22 protein-coding genes are annotated in these 24,450 nt (G+C 49.2%); 11 read left to right on the top strand and 11 right to left on the bottom strand.

Annotated elements, in window-relative coordinates:
- A partial coding sequence (locus H4O21_RS19550; protein ID WP_220495754.1) for a hypothetical protein occupies positions 1-638 on the top strand: 638 nt, incomplete at its 5' end.
- Between the two features lie 216 nt (positions 639-854).
- Positions 855-1,145 (top strand): hypothetical protein, encoded by a 291-nt coding sequence (locus tag H4O21_RS19545; protein WP_182810576.1) that lies wholly within the window; start codon positions 855-857, stop codon positions 1,143-1,145.
- A gap of 28 nt (positions 1,146-1,173) precedes the next feature.
- On the opposite strand, the gene rimI is transcribed toward H4O21_RS19545, so the two are convergent.
- The 4 genes from rimI to H4O21_RS19525 form a co-directional block, all read right to left on the bottom strand.
- Positions 1,174-1,617, bottom strand: coding sequence for a ribosomal protein S18-alanine N-acetyltransferase (rimI, locus tag H4O21_RS19540; RefSeq protein WP_182810575.1), 444 nt, complete (start codon positions 1,615-1,617; stop codon positions 1,174-1,176).
- A complete protein-coding gene (locus tag H4O21_RS19535; RefSeq protein WP_182810574.1) occupies positions 1,617-2,345 on the bottom strand; it encodes a hypothetical protein in 729 nt (242 codons plus the stop codon). Before H4O21_RS19535 ends, rimI begins: the two co-directional genes overlap by 1 nt.
- 126 nt (positions 2,346-2,471) lie before the next feature.
- Complete coding sequence (locus H4O21_RS19530) at positions 2,472-4,019, bottom strand: 2-isopropylmalate synthase (RefSeq protein WP_182810573.1); 1,548 nt, start codon at positions 4,017-4,019, stop codon at positions 2,472-2,474.
- A gap of 324 nt (positions 4,020-4,343) precedes the next feature.
- Positions 4,344-4,544, bottom strand: a complete 201-nt coding sequence (locus tag H4O21_RS19525; protein ID WP_182810572.1) for a hypothetical protein — start codon at positions 4,542-4,544, stop codon at positions 4,344-4,346.
- A gap of 227 nt (positions 4,545-4,771) precedes the next feature.
- Between H4O21_RS19525 and dsbG the strand changes: the two genes are divergently transcribed.
- Both dsbG and H4O21_RS19515 read left to right on the top strand, forming a co-directional pair.
- A complete protein-coding gene (gene dsbG, locus H4O21_RS19520) occupies positions 4,772-5,689 on the top strand; it encodes a thiol:disulfide interchange protein DsbG (RefSeq protein WP_182810571.1) in 918 nt (305 codons plus the stop codon).
- Between the two features lie 24 nt (positions 5,690-5,713).
- Positions 5,714-6,526 (top strand): redoxin family protein, encoded by an 813-nt coding sequence (locus H4O21_RS19515; protein WP_182810570.1) that lies wholly within the window; start codon positions 5,714-5,716, stop codon positions 6,524-6,526.
- 104 nt (positions 6,527-6,630) lie between these two features.
- On the opposite strand, the gene H4O21_RS19510 is transcribed toward H4O21_RS19515, so the two are convergent.
- Complete coding sequence (locus H4O21_RS19510; RefSeq protein ID WP_182810569.1) at positions 6,631-7,395, bottom strand: hypothetical protein; 765 nt, start codon at positions 7,393-7,395, stop codon at positions 6,631-6,633.
- Positions 7,396-7,626: 231 nt separating this feature from the next.
- On the opposite strand from H4O21_RS19510, the gene rapA reads away from it, so the two are divergent.
- Positions 7,627-10,485 carry an RNA polymerase-associated protein RapA gene (rapA, locus tag H4O21_RS19505; RefSeq protein WP_182810568.1) on the top strand — a complete coding sequence of 953 codons (2,859 nt, stop codon included), beginning with the start codon at positions 7,627-7,629 and terminating at the stop codon, positions 10,483-10,485.
- A 79-nt stretch (positions 10,486-10,564) separates the two neighbouring features.
- On the opposite strand, the gene H4O21_RS19500 is transcribed toward rapA, so the two are convergent.
- On the bottom strand, positions 10,565-11,947 hold the full coding sequence (locus H4O21_RS19500) for an HD-GYP domain-containing protein (protein ID WP_182810567.1): 1,383 nt from the start codon (positions 11,945-11,947) through the stop codon (positions 10,565-10,567).
- Between the two features lie 133 nt (positions 11,948-12,080).
- Positions 12,081-12,971: a TIGR01777 family oxidoreductase gene (locus tag H4O21_RS19495; RefSeq protein WP_182810566.1), complete on the bottom strand. Its 891-nt coding sequence runs from the start codon at positions 12,969-12,971 to the stop codon at positions 12,081-12,083.
- 191 nt (positions 12,972-13,162) lie between these two features.
- Here H4O21_RS19495 and H4O21_RS19490 point away from each other — a divergent pair, with 191 nt between their 5' ends.
- The 6 genes from H4O21_RS19490 to fabB all read left to right on the top strand — a co-directional run bounded on the left by H4O21_RS19490 (position 13,163) and on the right by fabB (position 19,022).
- Positions 13,163-13,549, top strand: coding sequence for a sirohydrochlorin chelatase (locus H4O21_RS19490; protein WP_182810565.1), 387 nt, complete (start codon positions 13,163-13,165; stop codon positions 13,547-13,549).
- A 107-nt stretch (positions 13,550-13,656) separates the two neighbouring features.
- Entirely contained in the window at positions 13,657-14,640 is a 984-nt protein-coding gene (locus H4O21_RS19485) for a YbgA family protein (protein ID WP_182810564.1), read from the top strand.
- Positions 14,641-14,670: 30 nt separating this feature from the next.
- On the top strand, positions 14,671-15,591 hold the full coding sequence (locus H4O21_RS26140) for a MerR family transcriptional regulator (RefSeq protein WP_305082236.1): 921 nt from the start codon (positions 14,671-14,673) through the stop codon (positions 15,589-15,591).
- A gap of 10 nt (positions 15,592-15,601) precedes the next feature.
- Positions 15,602-17,065, top strand: coding sequence for a cryptochrome/photolyase family protein (locus H4O21_RS19475; protein ID WP_182810563.1), 1,464 nt, complete (start codon positions 15,602-15,604; stop codon positions 17,063-17,065).
- A gap of 207 nt (positions 17,066-17,272) precedes the next feature.
- Positions 17,273-17,788 (top strand): 3-hydroxyacyl-[acyl-carrier-protein] dehydratase FabA, encoded by a 516-nt coding sequence (fabA, locus tag H4O21_RS19470; RefSeq protein WP_182810562.1) that lies wholly within the window; start codon positions 17,273-17,275, stop codon positions 17,786-17,788.
- Between the two features lie 16 nt (positions 17,789-17,804).
- The gene (fabB, locus tag H4O21_RS19465) at positions 17,805-19,022 is read left to right on the top strand and encodes a beta-ketoacyl-ACP synthase I (protein WP_182810561.1); all 1,218 of its coding nucleotides are present in this window, start codon (positions 17,805-17,807) and stop codon (positions 19,020-19,022) included.
- Positions 19,023-19,174: 152 nt separating this feature from the next.
- On the opposite strand, the gene H4O21_RS19460 is transcribed toward fabB, so the two are convergent.
- The 4 genes from H4O21_RS19460 to H4O21_RS19445 all read right to left on the bottom strand — a co-directional run bounded on the left by H4O21_RS19460 (position 19,175) and on the right by H4O21_RS19445 (position 24,406).
- Positions 19,175-20,710 (bottom strand): DUF3369 domain-containing protein, encoded by a 1,536-nt coding sequence (locus H4O21_RS19460; RefSeq protein WP_182810560.1) that lies wholly within the window; start codon positions 20,708-20,710, stop codon positions 19,175-19,177.
- A 193-nt stretch (positions 20,711-20,903) separates the two neighbouring features.
- Positions 20,904-21,779: an AEC family transporter gene (locus tag H4O21_RS19455; protein ID WP_368737575.1), complete on the bottom strand. Its 876-nt coding sequence runs from the start codon at positions 21,777-21,779 to the stop codon at positions 20,904-20,906.
- Between the two features lie 197 nt (positions 21,780-21,976).
- Entirely contained in the window at positions 21,977-22,471 is a 495-nt protein-coding gene (locus tag H4O21_RS19450) for a universal stress protein (protein ID WP_182810559.1), read from the bottom strand.
- Positions 22,472-22,519: 48 nt separating this feature from the next.
- Positions 22,520-24,406, bottom strand: a complete 1,887-nt coding sequence (locus tag H4O21_RS19445) for a methyl-accepting chemotaxis protein (protein WP_182810558.1) — start codon at positions 24,404-24,406, stop codon at positions 22,520-22,522.
- Positions 24,407-24,450 lie beyond the last annotated feature (44 nt).

Here is a 24,450-nt window from a genome sequence, read left to right as displayed (position 1 = left end):
ATACCGACGATTCGGATGACACCGACGATTCGGATGACACCGACGATTCGGATGACACCGACGATTCGGATGACACCGACGATTCGGATGATACCGACGATTCGGATGATACCGACGATTCGGATGACACCGACGATTCAGATGACACCGACGATTCGGATGATACCGACGATTCAGATGACACCGACGATTCGGATGATACCGATGATTCAGATGACACCGACGATTCGGATGATACCGACGATTCAGATGACACCGACGATTCGGATGATACCGATGATTCGGATGATACCGATGATTCGGACGATACCGAACATACTCCAAGCGATGAAACAACAGATACTCTGGATAATCTGGGTATCAGCGTAGATGATGCTAAAGACTTTATTCTGGATAACCTGGATGACCCTGCCAGCATTTATGGCCTGACTCAGGAATACAATCTGGACTTTGAAACTCTGGCTGATATTTTTGGCACCATCACTGCAGATGACGTCAGTGACTTCTTTGAAAGCCATGGCTTAATCGACGAAGACAACACAGGCGATAGCCCGGATGACACGGACAATGGCGATTCAGAAGTTGAAGTAACAGGAGTCAATGACTCACCTTCTGATGACGGAGGGATGATCGCTTAACAGCCTTCTCTTAGTACAGAAACACTCCAGAACTCTGTATCACCTATGATATCAACAACAGGTGATGCAGAGTTCTTTTCCTATTCAGATAGCCTTCACTCCAATTATCCAGAACCCACCCTGAAGGTTTACTGTAATAGACAGTAATACCTGTACCCTGAAACCGGGTCTATGCTGACAAGCAGAAACAGATACTCGGAAAGGGGACAAAAAGCCATGAATACAGCAAGAGTAATACCTGGCTATGAAGATCAACCCGATCCTTTACGCCATGATGCCGTTCGCGTAATTGCTTTCCATGATCAGATATTTCAGGTTGAACAGATTCTGTTTCAGGTCCGGGAGTTCAGAGTATTTGAACTGAAAGACAAAGCCTGCTTATCCAGTCGCAGTATGAAATACCTAGCCGTGACAAAAGATAATCAGTTATACAGCATTGATATACTGAACGGGCCAAAAAACCTGTTGGCAGAACACCTCGGCAAAGCCAGAGTGATGTGGTTCTGATCTCCTCCTATTCCAGCATTACAACTCCTCAGAGGATACAGGACATCATTACCGCATCTTCGCGACCTTCGCCTGGAATGGCATAATAATTCGGACGAACGCCGTCTGTTTTAAAACCACTTTTTTCATAAAGATGACGGGCTGCAACATTACTTTCCCGGACTTCCAGCAGAATAACGGACAGTTGCTGTTCTCTGGCCTGCTGTATAATCGCATCCAGCAGATAGCGGCCAATACCCTGCCCCTGAAGCACCGGGTTGACCGCAATATTATGCAGATGCCATTCATCCGCGATCTTTTGCAACATGGCATATCCACACAGGCGTTGCTCTATATATACACCCAGCAACGTATCTTCCCGTTGCAAGCTCAGCTCGAACATCAGGCGGGTCCAGGGCGTCAAATGGGCCTGACGCTCAATAGTCATCACATCATCCAGTTCAAGGATGCCTGTTTCACGGATCATTTTCATCAGGATGGACTCTGTTGGCTCTGCCAGTGCAGCAGATAACGCAGTAAATGGACTTTTTTTCCAGGTTGAGTCAGTAATGCTGTCAGGCTATCAGGATAATGCAGACTGATTTCAAGCAACTCAGACTCTGCCAGTAGCTCTGGTAACTCCCCGAACCACCAGCAAGCTTGCCCTGGTGGACACTGTAAACGAGCCCCGGATAACAGCGCTTTCAGCACTTTGAGAAACTCTTCCGGTGTCGCTTCAGCCGTCGTTCCGGGAAAAGGCCAGTCAAACGCCATACCAATGGATGGCAAAGGCTGTCTGAGGTAGCCCATAATCTGATTAACCATCGGCAGCACCTGATGATCAGGCCAGCTCTGATCTGTGATATTACAGATAATAAGCGGCCCCTGAAGGTGGGTCTGTATCAATCCCAGACGAAGTTTGTCCGGAACCTGAACAGCCGTGTTATCGCCCCCTGTATCAGATGGAACCTGAGCCATTTCGGACTCAACCCTGCCCGAAATAGCAGACTGTCCTCTGACTTCACTAGCAACAGAGCTATTCGGAGAAGGTACAGAGTCAGACGGCAGAGTATCAACAGACAAAGGTTCAGCAGGCAAGGCTTCAGTAGCAGGCTCTGGCTGGTAGTATGTTGAAGGTAATGCACCGGGTAACGGCATGCGGGGCATCCAGCTGACCACCCCCATTTGTTGCAGATAATCGACTCTTAAGGCTTCATTCATCGTTGTCTGGCCTGAACCCGGTGTAGATAAAGAAAAAACGGCGCCGGGATTATACCCGGCGCCGTTACTGATGAGTATGCCTGTTGTATATTAAATGAGTATATTAAATTACGGCAGATCGCAGCTTCAGACTGCAGCACCCTGTGGATGTGTTCTATCAGCATTTGCACTCAGAGCATTCAGGGCATGGATATAGGCCTTCGCGGAAGCGATCACGATATCGGTATCAGCCCCCAGACCGGTGACCAGACGGCCCCCTTTATCCAGACGAACCGTCACTTCACCCTGAGAGTCTGTGCCACTGGTAATGGCATTAACAGAATATAGTTCCAGTACGGTTCCACTGTTTGCCACCTTCTCAATGGCCTTAAAGGTCGCATCTACAGGACCACTGCCTTCTGATTCAGCTGAAACTTCCTGTCCATCAACCGTCAGTACCAGTTTTGCCAGCGGAGTTTCACCGGTTTTGGACTGCACTTCCAACGTCTCCAGCTTGAAGCGTTCAACCGTATCCGTCACACGGGAATCCGTCACCAGAGCCTGCAGATCCTCATCGTAGATCTCGTGCTTTTTATCCGCCAGCTGCTTGAACAGGGCAAAAGCATGATTCAGTTCTGATTCAGAATCAAAACTGATACCCAGTTCTTCCAGACGGGTACGGAACGCATTACGGCCAGAATGTTTACCCAGAACAATGGCATTAGTATTCCAGCCTACATCCTGGGCTTTCATGATTTCATAAGTTTCACGGTGCTTCAGAACACCATCCTGGTGAATGCCGGATTCATGAGCAAAAGCATTTTTACCAACGATAGCTTTGTTTGGCTGAACCGGGAAACCGGTTACAGTCGACACCAGACGGGAGGTCGGTACGATATGCACCGGATCAATGCGGGTTTCCACATCAAAAATATCCGGGCGGGTACGAATACCCATAACAACCTCTTCAAGGGATGCGTTACCGGCACGCTCTCCCAGACCATTGATGGTACATTCCACCTGACGGGCACCAGACTGCACGGCCGCCAGAGAATTCGCTACTGCCAGCCCCAGATCATTATGGCAATGCACTGAGAAAATCGCTTTATCGGCATTAGGAATACGGTTCAGCAGCTGACTGATAGTCTCTGCAAACTGTCCCGGAATCGCATAACCCACAGTATCCGGGATATTAATCGTCGTTGCACCGGCATCAATAGCCGCTTCAATGATGCGGCACAGGAAATCAATTTCAGAGCGCCCGGCATCTTCACAGGAGAACTCAACGTCAGAAATCAGATTACGAGCTTTGCTGACAGCACGGACGGCCTGCTCAATCACCTGATCCGGCTGCATCTGCAGTTTATACTGCATATGAATTGGCGATGTTGCGATAAAGGTGTGGATACGGCCTGAATTAGCACCAGCCAGAGCCTGGGCAGCACGCTCAATATCGGCATCCAACGCACGGGACAGGCTGCACACCGTACTGTCCTTTACGGTGTCAGCAACGGCCTTAACCGCTTCAAAGTCCCCCGGACTTGCAATGGCAAAGCCCGCTTCAATAACGTCAACACGCATTTTTTCCAGATGACGGGCAATACGCACCTTTTCATCTTTGGTCATGGATGCGCCGGGGCTTTGTTCACCATCTCGCAGTGTCGTATCAAAAATCACCAGATGGTCTTTACTCATGGTTAACTCCTGCAGGCTTTTCAGCCGGATAAAACTCAGATTCTTTATTATATGAACCGGTAATCCTGTGGATTTCAGACCGGAAGAAAACAGGTTCAGCGATCAAGGGCAAAGCAACGAAATAAAGCCTTCCAGAGCATGATAAGCTGCTGAACAAAGGTTTTTCTGTAGTAACGATTGCCGTATTCTCCTGCCAGCAGCTGAATATCGAAATGCTTTTGCTCAGGTATATACTGTTACCGGCTTTATCACCAGGCTCTGACCGGATCTGTTTGTTCTGATTCTACCAACCCGACAGACACGCACAAACAACTCTTTTTATCTTTAGCTTTGAGAGTATTTTGATTTAACCGTTTTATTTTTTCGATAGCGACGTACCAGCCATATCGTCAGAGCACTGGCCAGCATCAGCACCAGCACAACACCTTGCCAGAAAGCGTCGACATTATAGGTGCGCATCAGAAATATCAGTATAAACCCAGCCAACTGGCTGAAGACGGCGACTAAACGCAGATTATCATTCATCAGACATTCTTTATTTGTTGGTAGACATGATTGATTACGGTCAATTCTTCACAGAATACCCTGCTATGGATTCAGATACTGAACTTTTCATTGCTTTCTGCACTCAGAACCGGAATGCATTACAATGCAGAATCACTCACTCCTAAGCCAGTAATATCCTGCCTGGCACACAGCCAGACGGAGGGCTTTGGTTATCCCTGAATTATAAATAAAATGATGACTATCACATGCGCCGGTTTTCTTTTTTAACCGCTCTGGGCTTCGGCCTGAGCCTGATTAGCAGTTCTGTACTGGCCAATATTAATACACAGACCAGTAATCCAGTTGCCGCAACATCTGTTGCCGACCAAAATATTACTCCGCTACCGGATAACATCACTTCTGGCCCGAATGATGAGCGCATCCCTGAGCTGCCTGCTGCCATCGTACGTCTGCTGGAACAGGGCATGACCCTGGAAAGCCGGTTTGATGCCGGAGCCGGTCTGACAGGCTGGCTATTATCCGTCGATGATCGTTTTACCCTGCTTTATTCCACAGCGGATCACAGTACCCTGATCTCAGGGACCTTATTAGATCAGAACGGACAGAATCTGTCTGAGCAGCATATGCAACAATATTTACCACGCCCGGATATCCAGGTACTGGAAAAAGCCTGGTCAGTTCAGCAACACTCAGCAGATACAGAGGCAGCGGCTCACACTGTTTATGTATTTTTCGATCCGGCCTGCCCTTTCTGTCGGCTGAGCTGGCAAGCTTTTAAACCTTATGTGCAGAAGGGGGCAGATATCCGCTGGGTCCCTGTCGCTTTTCTGCAGCCAGCCAGTCGCATTGCCGCAGATAGGCTCATGCAGTCTGATAACCCGCTCAATACCTTACAGAATATGATGGAACATCCTAAGCAGGCATCTGAAATTCAGGCTACAGCCTCCGGCAAAGAAGTATCAGACCAGCGCTGGCAATCCCTGCAACATAATATGGAGCTGATGCAACGCTTCGGTTTACAGGGCACCCCCGCAATGGTCTGGCAGGATGCTGATGGTCAGATTAAAACCTTCAGCGGTATGCCGGAGCTGAAGGACTTTGCCAGTATAACCGGTTTACCGGAACAACCGCAGACAGCCCCGGAGCTGTCCCGATTCCGTTAAAAGGGCTAAGACAAAGGAAAACATATGGATGCGGTAAGTTTTGGCCCTCTGATGCTATCCACAGAACGACTCTGGCTTATTGTGGCTGTCGCCGTATTTTTCTTCGGTGCCGAACTGATGCACAGAAAGTGGCCGGATGCAGGGTTATCATCCTGGTCTCAGCAAACGTTCTGGTACAGCCTGATTTCAGGGCGGCTGGCTTATGTCGCACTGAACCCGGAAAGCTACCAGCACGACTGGCTGACTGTTCTGTATTTCTGGCAACCCGGATACAACCTCACAGCGGCTATAATCACAGCCCTGACCGTTACACTCTGGCATCTGAATCGTCGGCGTAAATTACTGGTATATTCACTGCTCTGGCTCATAATATGTGTTGCAGGCTGGCAAGGGCTGACGTTCTGGCAACCTCTGTCTTCTCCCGTTGCGCGTACTTTACCGGCTATTCAGCTACCGGGGCTAAATGCGACAGCAACCGACCTATCGGCACTGAAAGAACCAGTGATTGTTAATTTATGGGCCAGCTGGTGTGGCCCCTGTCGGCGGGAAATGCCCGCTCTGGTGGCATTTGCGCAGGATACTCCGGACGTTCGGATATTGCTGGTCAATGCCGGTGAGTCCACCATTACCGTAGAAGCCTTTCTGCGAGAAAATGATACAGAGATACCTGAAAGCCTGATTCTGCTGGACCCGACACAGCAGTTAATGCGTCATTTTGAAGCTCCGGGCCTGCCGGTAACTCTGGCTTTTAATAACGGACAGCTGGTTGACAGCCATATCGGTGAGCTCAGTCATGGTCGGTTAACCGATATGGCTCGTATGATTACGGCCCGATAAACCCTCATAATTACATGCCCAATAGCTGATCCATTCGGTGATACAACAGACCGGCGATATCTGCCGGTCTTGCCCGCTCCATCCAGAACAGCCAATAATTAATATCACGGTAATACGCTGCATTCGCTCCAGATGCAGCGGATCAGAAATTGCCGGAACTCACCACAGTCCGCATTGTAGACTTCCCGTGGCCACTGACGTATTACTGAAGTCAGGTTTGCCTTACGGCATAATTTCTTCTGTGCCAGCTTCTCAGCAATACGCAACGAACGATCTTCGCTCTGAAGTAAAGGACTCACATCGTGCTGAATCAGAGGAAAATAATCTGCAGACAATTCTGCAAGCCTATGCCGATACTCCGGCCAGCCCGGTAATTGCTGAATATCCCGGTCACCTTCGGCATAACGATTCAATAGCTGGTCACACCCTTCTGATCCGGGGAACCGGGTCAGAAGCTGATCTCTCTGCCGCTCTGCCTGATCAGAAATACTCAGAGCAAGACTTAACCCGGAAAGATTCGGTTCTGGTATCAATTCACTTTCTGTCTCTGAGCGCCTGCGTGCTGCTGAAGCCTGAATAATCTTGCTCAGAGCCTGATCTGCCTGCTGTATCCGGATATGATTTCGTTGCCACCATTGTCGTTTCACCTCATACACATCCGCCATAGATTCAGGATACAGACGCATGCATTCTGTGCTGAGCTGACGAAACAGCTGGTCTGTCAGTAAAACCTGATAAATCAGCTTCGCATCGCGCGTATAACTGTCGGCAGGATTATCAGGGTTATCCTTTGTCGACTGACACCCGGTTAACGCCATCGCAACAGCCAGCACAGGGATAAAAATTAAGGCCGGATAAAGCCTTTTCATCAAAATATACCTTTTTCAGACATAAAATCAGCTGGAGAGACTAAACTGTTTTAGGGCTTCTGGCTCTGTTTTTTTGCAGGGAATTATTGTCTGTTGACACCAGTCTGTTGAGACATAAAAAACCAGATATTTTTATCTGCTAAAAGCGCTGGGGTCGGAACCGTAAATCCGCTAAGATAGCGCCCTTTTTTGCCCTGACATATTTACCCGATACATTTTTCAGAGGTGTACATGCTGCCGTATATTCCCGGACAACGCTGGATCAGTGATGCTGAAACCGATTTAGGATTAGGGACTATTCTGACCTGTGACGAAAGAAGTGTCACTGTGCTGTTTCCGGCTTCCGGAGAGACCAGAGTTTATTCCGTACGAACAGCGCCTCTGACCCGGGTAGCGTTTGCAGAAGGCGACCAGATCGAGCATCACGAAGGCTGGCTGATGACCGTCGACAGTGTGGAAGATGATAACGGGCTGCTGATCTATCTGGGGCGCAGAGCCGATGGTAGTGAAACAGAGATGGGAGAATCTCTGTTAAGCAACCATATTCGCTTTCAGAAAGCGAAGGATCGCCTGCTGACCGGCCAGATTGATCGTAATGACTGGTTTAATCTGCGTTATCGCACCCTGCAGAAAAAAGATCAGCAAAGCCGCTCCGCTATTCAGGGACTCAGTGGCGCCCGTATGGCGCTGATTCCTCATCAGTTGTACATCGCTAATACTGTTGCCAGTCGCTATGCGCCGCGGGTATTACTGGCTGACGAAGTGGGCCTGGGTAAAACCGTTGAAGCCGGTCTGATCCTGCACCAGCAACTGCTGACAGGCCGGGCTGATCGTATCTTAATCATTGTGCCTGAGTCGTTACAGAATCAGTGGCTGGTTGAAATGCTGCGCCGTTTCAATCTGCAGTTCAGCCTGTATGACTATGAGCGTTGCGCCCAGTATCCGGGCAAAAACGCCTTCGAACAGGCCCAGCTGGTCATCTGTAGCCTGGAGCTGTTAACAGATCACCCGGAATTGCATCAGCAGGCTGTCAGTGCAGAGTGGGATATGCTGGTGGTGGATGAAGCCCATCACCTGGAATGGAATGAAGAAGCACCAGGCGCAGCTTATAGCTGTGTTGAAAGCCTGGCTCAGGACACACCGGGGCTGCTGTTGCTGACAGCCACACCAGAACAGCTGGGAAAAAGCAGTCACTTTGCCCGCCTGCGCTTGCTGGACCCGGAGCGTTACAACAGCTTTGCCGAGTTTGAGCAGGAAGAAGCACAGTACCAGCCGATTGCTGAAGCACTGGATAAACTGGAGCAGGACTCACTGTCTGCTGGTGATATCAGCGCATTACGTGATCTGCTGCCGGAGAGTGATGCTCAGGCGCTACTGGACCTGCTGACCCAGACAGAATCCGATGAAGAGCAGAAGACATCAGCCCGTCAGCAGCTGCAGAATCAGTTACTGGACCGCCATGGTACCGGGCGTGTTCTGTTCCGTAATACACGGGATACCGTCACTGGTTTTAAGCAGCGTGAATTGCATACTCATGCACTGGAGCTGCCATCACAGTACCGGGCACCTATGAATCAGGGTGGCTTAAAGGCGCACCTGTCTCCTGAAAGCACCCTGCCAGGCATTCTGCAAGATACCTGGTGCGAATTTGATCCTCGTTTTAACTGGCTACTGGATCATATCCGTGATTATGGCGATGAAAAAACCCTGCTGATCTGCCACAGTGCAGGGTCTGCCATGACACTATCCAACGCCCTGAAGGAAGCAACAGGTATTCACGCCCCCGCTTTCCATGAAGGCCTGAGTATTCTGGAACGTGATCGTGCCGCAGCCTGGTTCGCCGATCACGACGCAGGCCCTCCGGTACTGATCTGTTCTGAAATTGGTAGTGAAGGCCGTAATTTCCAGTTTGCCCGCCACCTGGTGTTGTTTGACCTGCCAGCCAACCCGGACCTGCTGGAACAACGTATCGGGCGTCTGGATCGTATCGGTCAGCAACACGATATCCAGATTCATGTGCCTTACTTCACCGATACCGGTCAGGAAAGCATGCTGCAGTGGTACGATCAGGGACTCAATGCATTTGCAGCACCCTGCCCGGCTGCTTCAGCACTGTTTGCAGAATTCGGTGAAACGCTGGAGAAAGCCATTGTCTCCGGTAAAGATGATCTGTTGAAACAGACACTGAATGAAACAACAGAACGTAAAACAATCCTGAATGCCGCGATGCAGGCAGGCAGAGACAAGCTGCTGGAGCGTAATGCCTGTCGACCTGATATTGCTGCCAGTCTGGTAGACGATATTGAACAGCAGGATGATCCTGACGCTCTGTTTAAATGGCTGGAAGATGCCATGAATGTATTTGGCGTCAACAGTGAAGAGACCAGTGCGGTCAGCTGGCATCTGACGCCTGGTGAACATATGCTGAACGGTGATCTGCCAGGCTTAGACAGCGAAGAAGGCTTCTCTATGACCACCTATCGCGACGTTGCTCTGGTCAGAGAAGAACTACAATTCTTCAGCCATGAACACCCTTTTGTTCTGGCTTTACAGGATCAGATTATCAACAGCGAGCTGGGTAACAGCGCAGTCAGCCTGTTTAAAACCAAAGCCTTACCGGAAGGTACTCTGCTACTGGAAGTGATTGCCAGTGTAAATTGCTCCGCACCGAAACATCTGCATATTGGCCGCTACCTGCCACCTGGTACACTGCGCTTCCTGCTGGATGAACGAGGCAATAACCTGGCGGCTAAAGTTGGTTTTGACGGCCTGGCACCTAAACTGAGCAAACTGAAAAAAGCAACGGCCAGAGAAGTCGTCAAACTGCGCCAGGAACAGATTCGTACCCTGGCAGATAAAGCGGAAGAGCTGGCTAACGATCATCTGCCAACACTGATTGAAGACGCGCAACTGAAGATGCAGTCACTGCTATATCCCGAATTACAACGTATTAAAGCCCTGAAGGAAGTGAATCCGTCGGTACGTGATATTGAGGTAAAAGCACTGGAAATGGAGTATCTGGCCGCGGCCGATGCCATTGAAAATGCACGTATCACTATTGAAGGAATCCGGGTGATCGTCACGGCGTAATCACAACGGCTGAATGGAAATAAAAATGCCTGCTCTGATGCAGGCATTTTCCATTTCAGACAGATCTGGTTTCAAATCATCAGGATGTTGCTTCTTCTTCATCTTCCATTGGTGCATCCAGATCAAAACGCCCCGGACAAGGCAGAAGAGGGGTCATACCATCAAATATCTGTTTCAGTTCAGGTTTATGACTGGCCTGGGTTTTATCGCTCCAGAACAGTTCCACAGCCAGTCGCCACAATCTTCGGAAACGCCAGCGCAGATCACCTAACAGTTCAGATATCTCAACCAGCTCCTGCTGGCTGCCATCTGTCGGGTTTTTCTCACACCATTCCAGCCATTCCTGTAAATGATCAGAGCCTAACCCCGCAGAATCCTGTAACCAGCGCAGCTGAACCTGCATTTCCATAATTCCACGGGCAACCTTAGAACGCGGGTACTGACTGGCAATATCATTCAGTTGATAAGCCAGTTTATAAAATTCAGAGATCTGGCCATTCTGCTTAATCAGTTGCCCGGTATCAGCCTCTGGCAACTCCCGCTCATGCAGATGCTGCGTTATTTCAGACTTTTTCAGTAGCCCCAGCACCAGCTCGGTGTTTTCAGCACCGAACGTCCCCAGATTGACTTCCAGAAAAGGAATCCAGGCTCGTATAGTCTTCCTGCCATGCTCAGCATCAAAGTAAAGCTCATACAATTTATCAGCCATACCTACCAGCTGACTCAGCTGATTCAGCTGATGCGATGCTTTCATCGCAGGATAGCCTGAACGATCATAACGTTCATGATGATCACTGACGGCATCCAGCGCATCCGCATCATAGATTTTTCGGCCATCCAGAATCATACGCGCAACAATAGGATGCGTCTTCAGCGCCCGCCATTGCTGAAAGTTCAGACTGTGCCTGGCTGTCGCGGCTTCAACCGGAATATGCATCAGACCAATATCATGTGCCAGCCCGGCAGAAAAAGCGGAAAAATACACTCGTTGCGGGACATCCTGATGTTTGCACAACAGAGGTACCAGCCAGGCCGAAAACAGGCTGCGCTGGTAAACATCAGGCATGACTTCTTTCATTACCGTCAGACGTTGCAACACCTGAGAGGGAATTGGTTTATCAAACAGCTGTTGTCGCAAAGTGACTTCAAAGCTGAGATGCTCATGCAACAACTTCAGCTCCTGCTCGCCTTCTACCAGCTCCAGAATCTGATTCAGCAGATCAAACACCGTCAGAGTATCAGACACATGAATCGACTGATCCAGATCCTTCTTCAGTTGATGATGAATCAGCAGGTTCGCCACGCGCTTAGTAATGACCGAACCCTTGCTCAGCAGCAGAACCCCCTGGTCATTATAGATATCTTCTACTGCCGTTGTCGGGTGGGATTCTTCCACCGTGGCCAGATGATTAACATACTCATCTGTCTGATTTGTCTGATATTCGACCGTCTCTTGAGACATTCAGAAACCCTTAATTCACTGAATCCGTGATCAGCGTGCTGTTTTTTTATCTTTTATCACCGATTGCATGATAACAAAAACCGTATGTTTTCAAATAAAGAGTTAGCCCTTCAGGGGCAGGAATTACAATGTTTTACAGAATTTCCTGTAAAGCAGGCCGCAGCGTTGAATACTCAAACTCAAATCCATTTTCCTGAAGGCGCCAGGGGATAACTTTTGCGCCTCTGAGCATAAGTTGTGACATTTCCCCCAGAGCCAGTCTGAGAACAATACCTGGCACAGGTAACAGGACAGGGCGTTTCAATTCTGCTCCCAGTATCCGGCTGAAAGTGTTATTGCGAACAGGCACCGGTGCAGTGCCATTAAAAGCGCCACTCAGATCTTTTCTATCGATCAGGAAAGTAATAATGCGCAGCAGGTCCTGTCTGTGAATCCACGGCATATACTGTAGTCCGCTTCCGATATGTCCCCCTAACCCTAATCGGAAAGGTGTTAACAATCGGGATAGCATACCGCCATCTCTCCCAAGAACCAGGCCAGTTCTGAGTATGCAGACCCTGACGCCATATGTCTCGGCCGCCATAGCTTCGGCCTCCCATAACTGACATAAGCGGTGTGCAAAATCATCGTTGCAGTGACTGTCCTCCCTGACATCATCATCCCCATGAGCACCATAAATGCCTATTGCTGAGCCACTGATCAGTACCTCTGGTTTATGGCTACACTGCTCAATGTAGCTGATCAGCTGACGGGTGGGACCAATACGGCTATTTATCAGCAATTCTTTCCGATGTTCACTCCATCGGGCATCGGCAATCGGTGCACCAGCCAGATTGATCACAGCATCCATAGGAATATCCAGCCAGCAAAACGGATCGGCCGAGGCTATAACAGTACAACCCAGTATCCGGTTAACCTGATCCGGTTTCCGGCTGATCACGTATAAATTGTGTCCCTGTTCAATAAGAGCATGGCATAAGGCTTTACCGATAAAGCCTGTTGCTCCGGTAATCAGAATATTCATAACTCACCACCTTGTCCTGTATCAGAGAGTATAGTTCTGCGTAACGGAACGTCGCTGAGGTTTTTGGGTACTGAATAACGTCGGCATAGCAGGACAGCAACAAAGTTGCACCAGAATAATGTGTCAGTTTTCAGTATTATTCATAAATCTTAATTTGTATAACTTTTACGTAGTGTTTTATTAAGTCGATTATGTCTGTTGAAAAAGCTTTTCTGATACTGCTGGCTCATGGCAGCAGTGACCCTGAATGGCAAAAGCCATTTGAACAACTTACCCGAAACATCGCGGGAGCCCAGTCACACCCGGTTGCTCTGGCATACATGGAGCTGTGTCAGCCGTCACTGGAGAGTGTCATAGGGTCAATAGCACCTGGCACCTATGAAAATGTCGAGATTGTGCCACTGTTTTTTGCTGCCGGAAGACACCTGAGAACAGATGTCCCAGCGCAGATCGAACAGCTGAATAAAGTCAGGCCAGATCTGACAATCACATTACATGATCCCGTCGGTCTGCACCCTGTTATGCAATCCGCACTGGTTAATATTATTGCGAATCTGGACTTTTCAGACAAAAAATAATTGTACAAATTGTTTTTTTTGTACAATTATTAAGACATATTTTACACCTAAACATGACCAGAAATCGTTACATATACTGATTCTGGTTGACAGGCAGGAGGTGCTGTATGTCTGATCTGAGTTCATTGCTATTCCCGGAAAATGAGATTCGTATAGGTATCAGTCAGTGCCTTCTGGGCAGCGAGGTTCGTTTTGATGGGGGGCACAAGAAGTCCCGTTTCTGCACAGACACTCTGGGAAAATACGTCAAGTACGTCCCTGTATGCCCAGAAGCCGGAGCAGGCCTGGGGATTCCAAGAGAACCCATCAGACTGGTTGACAGAGAAGCTGAAGGCATCCGGGTGAGGGGCACTCGCAGTGATGATGATTACACCGAAGTTCTGGAATCTTTTACACAGGAAACCGTTCCAAAGCTGGATCATCTCTGTGGCTATATTTTTCTCGGCAAATCACCCAGCTGCGGTATGGAAAGAGTCAAAGTGTATCGGCTTAATGGTCATCTGGCGGATGTTCGGAAAAGTGGTGTCTTTGCAGAAGCGATCATGGAAACCTATCCGGCTTTGCCAACCGAAGAAAGTGGTCGCCTGAATGATCCGGTATTACGGGAAAGTTTTCTCACCCGGGTTTTCGCCTATAGCAGCTGGCAGGTTATGAAAAGAGAGGGTATCACTCCGGGTAAACTGATTGAGTTCCATACCCAGTACAAGCCTTTATTAATGGCCCATAACCAGCAGGCTTACCGTGATATCGGAGCCTGGCTGGCTGGCGTCAACAAAGAGAATATCGCTGAAAAAGCAGAAGAATATCTGCCCAGAATGATGGCCATACTGAAGCAGCCAGCCAGCCGTAAAAATCACACTAACGCCCTGATGCACCTGCAGGGGTATCTTAAAAAATCACTGAGCAGTAAAGAGCGTCAGCACCTCAGGGATACGATTGATCAGTATCGCACCGGACAGATTCCTCTGATCGCACCTCTGGTACTGATGCGGCATCTTTTTGAAGTTCATGGCTGTGACTATGCCGGTAACTATCGTTATCTGTTTCCATACCCGGAAGCCCTGGCGATGACAGGTGAAGAACAGCGATAGATAGAAAAAAGTAGAGACAGGCAGGCTTTTATGGCGACATTGATGCATACATCCGGGAATCAGAGCACATCCCCGGAAACACAGGAAAAACGGCTATTTCCAATACGGCTGATTGCTGAACAGACAGGTATCAACCCTGTTACTCTGCGGGCATGGGAACGCCGTTATGGACTGATTCAGCCGGAACGAACCGCCAAGGGGCACAGAATGTACAGGGAAGACGATCTCAGGCGTATATTCAGGATCAAAGAGTGGCTGGAAAGGGGAGTCGCTGTCAGCCAGGTCAAAGCTCTGCTGGACAATCAGACAACATCATCCGGTACAGACTTTGCTGTGACCGATACAGAAATGCCGGAATGGTCAGGATTAGTCAGCCAGTCAGCAGATTGGCTCAGTCAGGGACTGATCACCCGCTTTGACCAGCAACTGAATCAGTTAACAGCGATCTATCCCGTACAGATGCTGAATCAGTTTTTCTGGCCTCCCTTACTCGATTTCATCTATCGCGCCGGAGAGTATCAGCAACTGATCCGGATACAATTTTATGCCTGGCTAAGAAACCGTACAGGAATCCGTCTGAGCCATAGAAACATGCCCTCAGCAACACGCCCGGTCTGGTTACTGGCGCCGGTCCCCGGACAAACTATGGACCCGGAGTTATGTCTGACCGCTCTGACCTGTGCCGACCTGAATATTCCGGTACTTATGCTCGATAGCCTGCCGGAATGGTCATTCCTGCATCTGCTGGAAGAGCAAAAAAATCTGACGGGCATCGTATTGTTCACCCGGGAGAAGCTTCCTGAATTCAGTAAAAGTGAGCATCAGATGCTGAACAGTCTCAAAAGCCCTCTGTATCTTTCCGGCGCAGCCTGTGTATTGCATCAGGGGGATTCAATGCCATGGCAGGCATGTACGTCATGGTCTGAACTGAATTTTATATCTCAGGAATAAGCAGCCAACTATGAATACGGATCAGATAATTCAGCCGGAAAGACGCCTGGTATGGTTTCGTTCTGACCTTCGGATACATGATAATCCCGCCCTGTTCTCGGCCTGCCAGCCATCCGATAACGGGCAGCCTGCAGAAGTTATCGCCTGCTTCATGCGGCCGGAAAAACAATGGCAGCAGCATGACTGGGGAAGCAACAAGCAACGTTATACTGAACGCTGTGTACTGGATCTGCAACAAACCCTGAAGTCTCGTAACATCCCTCTGCTGACGCTGGATGTATCTGATTTTGCCGGACAGATCCATTATTTGCTAAAACTGTGTCAGGTATTATCGATCTCTCAGATACTGGCCTGTGAAGAACCAGAGTTAAATGAAAGGCACCGTGATGCACAGCTTATTGCCAGCGCCGGAGCAATAGGAATTAAGTGCCACTTTTTTAACGACCAGAGCCTGATCCCGATGGGCCAGCTACTGAAGAAAGATGGTACTCCTTATCGGGTTTACTCTGCCTTCAGAAAACAATGCCTGAACTGGCTGGAATCTCACCCGGTCACAACCTGGCCTGATGCCACAGTAAATTTATCCCAACAACAGCCTTTCATTGAACTGAATGCCAGCGAATGGCCACTCTGGCAACCGGAAAGTCATTCAGCGGATCAGATTCAACAGCAATGGCCTGCATCAGAACAACAACTTCTGCAAACACTGGACCGCTTTTGTACTGAAGGTATTCAGCAATATGACACGGCACGGGATTATCCGGCAGATCAAACAGGCACCAGTAAGCTATCCGCAGCGCTGGCCTGTGGCAAACTGTCTGTCAGAAGCTGCTGGCTGGCTGCCCGTCAGGTGCAAGCAGTAGATCCTCAATATCAGCAGGCCGCAAGCTGCTGGTGTGATGAACTACTCTGGCGGGAGTTTTACCGTCATTTACTGGTGCTCTATCCTGATCTGTGCAAAAGACAGCCTTTCAAGCCTGAAACCCGCGCCATTCGCTGGCGTCATGCTCCGAATGATCTCAAGCGCTGGCAACAAGGCAAGACCGGTTTTCCACTGGTTGATGCCGCTATGCGACAACTTATACAGACCGGCTGGATGCATAACCGTCTGAGAATGCTGGTCGCTGTATTTCTGAGTAAGTATTTACTGATCGACTGGAGAGAAGGCGAATACTGGTTTATGCAGCACCTGATTGATGCCGATCTGGCATCTAACAATGGAGGCTGGCAATGGGCTGCGTCAACAGGAACTGATGCTGTACCGTATTTTCGTTTACTCAGTCCGTATCGTCAGGCTGAACGCTTTGATGCTGAAGGTAAATTTATCGCAACTTTCCTGCCAGAGCTGGCTGATTTACCCGCCAAAAAACGTATAAAGCCTGATATTGGCGCTATTTTATATCCTGAACCTATGACCGATCTGAAAAAAAGTCGCCAGCTTGCTATGGAAGAATTCAAACGTTTGAGTAACTGATTATTCACTGCCCAAACAGGCATTAATACTGGCTTTTTACATTTCTTACTGACAGGAAAATAGCTCCCGAAAACCACCGGGACAGGCGTAGAATCAGGCTATTGGCCTTTTTATTGACCTGGCAAACGTGCAATCCGGGCTGACAAGATTTAGACTATGCCGGATTATTCATGACAGAAAACGTATAACAACCACTGGATTTTTTCTGTGACCAAGCAAAATTCGTACAACCGTGAAGAGTTGCTGCAATGCAGCCAGGGGGAGCTGTTTGGCCCGGGTAATGCTCAGTTACCTGCTCCGAATATGCTCATGCTAGATCGCATCGTCAGTATTACTGATGATGGCGGTGAACATGGCAAAGGTGAAATTATTGCAGAGCTGGATATTACACCGGATCTGTGGTTCTTTGACTGCCATTTCCCTGGAGACCCTGTCATGCCCGGTTGTCTGGGCCTGGACGCTATGTGGCAGCTGGTTGGCTTTTTCCTTGGCTGGATTGGTAATCCGGGCAAAGGGCGTGCGCTGGGCAGTGGTGAAGTGAAATTCACCGGCCAGATTCTGCCAACCGCGAAGAAAGTTACTTATAAGATCACCATGAAACGTGTCATTTCCCGTAAGCTGTGCCTGGGCATTGCTGATGGTAGTGTTTCCGTTGATGGTCGGGAGATCTATACCGCTAAAGATCTGCGTGTAGGTCTGTTTACCTCAACAGACAGTTTCTAATTTCAGAGGACATATCATGAGACGTGTAGTAGTAACCGGTATGGGCATTGTGTCCTGCCTGGGTAATGACATTGCCTCAGTTCTGGACTCACTGCGCCAGGGTCGCTCTGGTATTAAGTTCAATGAAGAGTACAAAGAACGTGGGTTTCGTAGCCATGTTTCTGGCTCTGTTGATATTAACCTGGATGAGCTGATTGATCGTAAGCTGAAACGCTTTATGGGCGATGCAGCCGGTTATGCCTACCTGTCTATGCAACAGGCGATTGAAGATTCCGGTCTGACAGAAGAGCAGGTGTCTAATGTCCGTACTGGCCTGATTGCCGGTTCTGGTGGCGCATCTTCAGCTGACCAGGTTGAGGCTGCCGACATCCTGCGCGAGAAAGGCCTGCGCCGTGTAGGCCCATACCGTGTTACCCGTACTATGGGCAGTACGGTATCTGCCTGTCTGGCCACACCCTTTAAAATTAAGGGTGTGAACTACTCCATCTCTTCTGCCTGTGCCACCAGTGCTCACTGTATTGGTGCCGGTGTAGAACAGATTCAGCTGGGTAAACAGGACATCATCTTTGCCGGTGGCGGTGAAGAAGAGCACTGGACCCTGAGCTGCCTGTTTGATGCTATGGGTGCACTGTCAACGAAGTACAATGAAACACCGGATCAGGCCTCTCGTGCGTATGATGCAAACCGTGATGGTTTTGTTATCGCAGGCGGTGGCGGCATGCTGGTTCTGGAAGAGCTGGAACACGCTAAAGCCCGTGGTGCCAAGATCTACGCCGAAGTCGTAGGCTATGGTGCAACGTCTGACGGTTATGATATGGTCGCTCCTTCCGGTGAAGGCGCACAGCGCTGCATGGAACAGGCCCTGTCTACCGTTGAAGGCAGTGTTGACTATATCAACACTCATGGTACTTCCACCCCTGTCGGTGACGTTGCCGAGCTGAAAGCAGTCCGTGAAGTGTTTGGTGACAACAGCCCTGCAATGAGCTCTACCAAATCTCTGACGGGCCACTCTCTGGGTGCAACCGGTGTACAGGAAGCGATCTATAGCCTGCTGATGATGCAGAATGATTTCATCACGGCATCTGCCAACGTTGAAGAGCTGGATGAACAGGCCGCAGGTCTGGATATTGTGACGGAACTGCGTGAAGGTGTGAAACTGAACCGCGTGATGTCTAACAGCTTTGGTTTCGGTGGTACTAACGCCACTCTGATCATGCAGCGTTACGAAGACTAAGAGAACCCGCTTCTCTTCTGGTTTTCTGAAAAACGCACTTCATCTGAAGTGCGTTTTTTTATGCTTTTCTGATGATCAGGACCACAGATGTTATACTGGATCCCGATACCTGACCTTCCTGATTCAGCACAAACTCTCAGGATCTGAGCATCTTAGTGCAAATCAGGATAGCGCTTACTGATTTCCAGCATCTCATCCAGATTCGCCAGAAACAGCTCGACCAGCTCTGGATCAAAGTGCTTACCCTTTTCATCTTCCAGCAACTGTAACACCTTCTCCATCGGCCAGGGCTCTTTATAGCAACGTTTATGTATCAGAGCATCAAACACATCCGCGATAGCAACAATACGAGCATATAAATGAATATCGCTGCCAGACAGGCCTTTCGGGTAACCGGAGCCATCAAAACGTTCATGATGCTGCTCAGCAATAATAGCTGCAGCGTGCAGTAAGGGGCGTTCAGACCCGGCCAGCATCTCAGCACCCAGCCTGGCATGGGATTGCATCACCTGCCATTCATCCGCATCCAGCTTACCCGGCTTCAGTAGCACAGAATCCGGTATACCGATTTTACCCAGGTCATGCATTGGAGAGGCTTTACGCAGTAATTCTGCATCACCATCTGAAAGCCCCGCTTTTTTACCTAACACATAACTGAATTCAGCCATGCGCACCACATGATTAGCAGCTTCTTTAGAGCGGTTTTCGACCACATCTCCCAGACGGTGAATCAACTCAGCCTGAGTATCTTCAATCTCTTTATCCAGCAGTAAGTTTTCAAAGGCGATGCTGACATTGGTAGAAAAGATATCCATCAACTGCTGATCCAGTTCATCAATATTTTTCACACCTTTAATATACAACAAAGTTACCTTGTCCTGCTTACTGGGGAAATAGCCAATAAAGCTGTCATTAATCAGCTGGCTACGCTGACTGTTCATTGCCGCCTGAATACCCTCAACAACGTCTTCAGGCATCTCACTGATCCCTTGCAGAGAACCACTGGCTGCCAGAATATGCAGTTCATTATCCGCCAGATTTTTAAGACCGGACAAACCATCACACTGCAAAAGGACACTGTCTTCACTGACGTGAAGTAATGAAGCAATCTGCAGAAGCAAGCCGCTGGCAAACTCTTTCAGAGAGCGTTGTTCAAATAAACTGGCTGAAGCGTGCAAAACATGCTCCAGACCTTTTCGACTGCGTTCCTGATAACGCCGAGCCTCATCAACCAGCTCAATATCCCGGTAAGCTCTCAGAGCGGCATAAGTGGTAGTAAATAGTTTATTGTTATCAAGTTCGGTTTTTTCTTTATAATCGTTGATGTCATATTCAACAATCACCCGGCTCTCCGGAGCCTGACCTGGCTGCCCTGTTCTGAGAACAATTCGACTGAACTGATTATCCAGCTCTTCTCTTATATAGCGCGCCACCTGCAGCCCGGCATCATCACTTTCCATGACTACATCAAGAAAGATCACAGCAATATCTGAGTGTTGCGCCATAATCTGGCGTGCTTCTTCTCCTGAATAAGCATGCAGAAAACTCAGCCCTCGCTCATTCAGCCGGAACTTGCGCAGCGCCATTTTAGTCACAGAGTGAATATCCGGCTCGTCATCAACAATCAGCACTTTCCAGGGAGGCAGGGAATCTTCTACCGCCGCTGTATCATCCTGTTTAAACAGCATAGCGATGTCCTCGGACAGGTTTTGACACTATATAAACGTATAACCTGGAATAGCCTGTTATGCCAGCATCCGGCCACCAGATTAATATAAAATAAAGCGTTATCCCACAGGGCTTTTCAGAACTACGCGGCATTCTGAATGCCCTGCTTACCGGACAGATCACCGATCTCAGCGCATAGATAAAGCAGGCCTTCTACAGTACCCAGGCCAGCACCACAGGCAAGGTCAGTATGCTGGCAAAATTGCCCAACAAAACGATTGAAGCAACTCGGGCCGGTTCCTGATTATATTGCTCAGCAACCATATAATTCAGAACAGCGGGAGGCAAAGCACTGAATACCAGCAGGATCGCCCATTGCTGACTATCAAATGACCAGATGAAACCAGCCAGCCAGGCAACCAGCAAGCCGGATAAAGGGCAGAGAATGGCTCCGGCCAGCCCGATACGCCAGTCAGACAAATCCACGGACAACAAACGAACGCCAAGCGTAAACAGCATCAGGGGAATCGATATCTGCCCCAGCATATCCATAGGAATAGCCAGAGCTTCAGGCAGACTCCAGTTCATAAAGCTGAAAGCAAAACCCAGTATTGTTGCCTGAACGACGGGCATCTTCAGCATGGCACTTAACCGGGTTCTGTGATCAAGAATATATAACCCGACACTGAAATGCAGCAGCATCTCAACAATAAACACAATCACAGCAGCAGGCAGAGCTTCCTCACCGAATGCCAGAACAATCAGTGGAATGCCCATATTCCCCGTATTATTGAACATCATAGGAGGAATAAAGGTTTTAAGACTCCAGCCTGTCAGGCTGATCAGAGGCAGAAGAACAAGACCTGACCCCAGTACAATCAAACCTGCTGCCAATGCCAGATCCTGATAAGCCAGCAGATCGAAGGATTTATCGGCCAGTACTGAAAAGACCAGAGCCGGGACAAACACATCCATGTTCATTCGATTGGCGATTGATATATCCGTCTGCTTCCAGCGCCCGTATAGTGCGCCCGCTGCGACAACAGCAAACAGAGGAAAAACCGTCAATAATAACTTTTCTGCTAACACGGACACCTCCAGAACATATCCTTTTGATAGCGGAGCTGGCAGGTCTTTACCCGAAAGCACGACATAAGCCAGAAAGAAAAACGGGGAGCAATCGCCCCCCTAATGCACAGTAACCATCATATACTGCTTAATTTCAGTCAGAATCCCAGGAGATCGGACTTTTTTCACACGAAAAGCCAGGGACTCACGCACCATTATCAGCTATGATCATTCGGTACAAGCAATACAGGTACCTTACTATGAAGACTGATTTGCTGAGCTGTATCTCCCAGAAGTTTCTGGCCAAACATACCGTGATGACTATGTGAACCAATCACCACCAGGTCAGCCTGCTCAGCCTTTGCTGTTCTGAGTACCAGCTCAACCGGATTATCCTCTTCAACCACCAGATCCACCGTCAGCTGATCAGTATCCGGCAGGTCTTTCAGCTCTTCATCTCTGAAAGACTGCACACGCTGCTGCATGGTTTCCCGGACACGGGTCATGCCCTGCTCGTGAATCTCCTCCAGAGCTTCTTTTGGCAGATAGTGCTCAATAATTGCGTGTCCAAATTCACTTACAGGCTCCAGAGCATGCACCATAATAATGCGGGCATTATAGGTACGGGCCAGCTTCACTGCATGACGGAAAACCGGACGGGTGTTTTTGCCTAATGTAGTGGCGTAAACGATAGTATTAATTTCCGGAAGCATAGTTCACCTTTTTCCTGCTGTTGTGCTCCGAAGCCCTCTGGCTCCGGGCTATATTCTGAATCGTGTGGTCAGCCCTTCCAGCTGTTCAGCGCGCTCATGAACCGCCCGACTGGCAGCAACAATCTGTGCTGTCGCCTGATGATTCTGATCAATTTCACTGGAGATCTGATCCATATCCTGAGCCATCTGACGAGTGGTCATAGCCACTTCTCTGACCGCATTCATAATCTCTTCTGTCTGATCCGCCGCTTCACGGGTCTGGCGCTCAATATCCTGCACAGCAGAGACCGCCTGATCCCCCAGAGCCCGGCCCTGATCCACTCTCTGCTTACTACGCTGCATGGATTCAATGACCTTGTGGGTGTCCTGTTGGATGGCTTCAACCTTAGCTGTGATATCACTGGTGGCTTTTACTGTCTGTTCAGCCAGAGTACGGACCTCATCGGCCACCACAGCAAAACCACGCCCGGCTTCACCGGCTCTGGCAGCCTCAATCGCCGCATTCAGCGCCAACAGATTGGTCTGTTCAGCCACGCCAACGATCAGATCAATTACCACATCAATCTCTTTAGAGCGTGCTCCAAGTGCTTCAACAGAATGACTGGTCTCCTCGACCACTTCAGCCACATCGGCCAGCGCCTGGATCGCTTCACTGATCACCTGAGCGCCCCGGTGTGCAGTATCAAAAGCATTCTGAGCAGATTCACTGACATGCTGTGTGGTTTCAGCTACCTGATCTGCTGTCGCACTGATTTGCTCTGTAGCCGCCACCAGAGAGCTACTGCGATCACTGATCATCTGACTGCCCTGAACAATCTGCTGAACAGAACCATCCATACTGTCCGCGGTTTGTTTCAGATCCTGATTACTCTGCACCAGATGCCCGACCACATCATGCAAACCTGATGTCATCGTATTTGTCGCTCTGGCCAGCTGGTTAAACTCATCCTGCTGATTACCATTTTCGCGACAGGAAGAGGTCAGGTTACCATGAGCGACTTCATTCAGTGCTGCCAGTGCCTGCTTCATATTCCGGGCAATGGACATCGCCACAGAGGTAACGATCAGTCCGATGACGCTGGCCAGCACCAGACTGCCAATCAACACGGACCAGCGGGTTGAAGCCGATTCTTCGGCAGCATGCTGCTGAGCTGACTTCAGCAAATTATTCTGCAGGTAATCTGTCGCAGACTGCATATTACCAGATACCTGCTGACGAGCACTGGCCAGATTCTGATCCAGCCCAGCCAGCTGCTGGCGTAACTGAATCACACTATTCAGCGTCGCTTCGTACTTATCCACAAAAGGAAAGAAAATATCGTCAAATGCCATAGCCCGGATATCGGTACGCAACTGTTCCAGTGTTTTAATGACTTCAGCTTTCTGTTCATCATTGGGATAGATCAGAAAATCTTTTTCCTTCGCCCGGACTTCCCTTAAACGGGCTGCAAACGAACCAAAAACCTCAATTTCGCTTAACAGCTCAGCAGCATCTTTTTCAATCTGACCCAGATTACCGCTGTCAGGGCTCAGCCCCAGTGCTTTGCGGGTTTCAATCCACTGGCCCAGCTGATTCAGATAAGGACCTAAAACCGCTTTATTTTCTCTGATCAGGGCACTGGCCCTCTGATCATCGATAGCCTGCTCTACCGCCGTCAGCTGAGCAATGCCATCACTTTGTAAAGCTTTCAGTGTCTGCTCTATCGCAGTAATCGTTTCCGGGCTGGCGCTATCTCTTTGTTTTTCAAATTGCAGTAAACGTACCTGAAGGTTACCAACAGATTGCGAAGCTTCTCCCAGACGGGAAACATGCTCAGATGCCTCGGTCAGGCCATTCAGACTCTGGATTGTATAAAGACCCATCGCACCAAACCCGAGAATAACCACGAGAACGATAGCGATCAGTTTTTGACGTAATGAGAGATTCAGACTCATTGTCAGGGCTCCTGGGAAACCTGCAGTGCAGACTCCATTGTTGT

Source organism: Oceanospirillum sediminis, assembly GCF_014164585.1.
Lineage (GTDB): Bacteria > Pseudomonadota > Gammaproteobacteria > Pseudomonadales > Halomonadaceae > Oceanospirillum > Oceanospirillum sediminis.
This window is presented reverse-complemented; position numbering and strand designations above follow the sequence as displayed.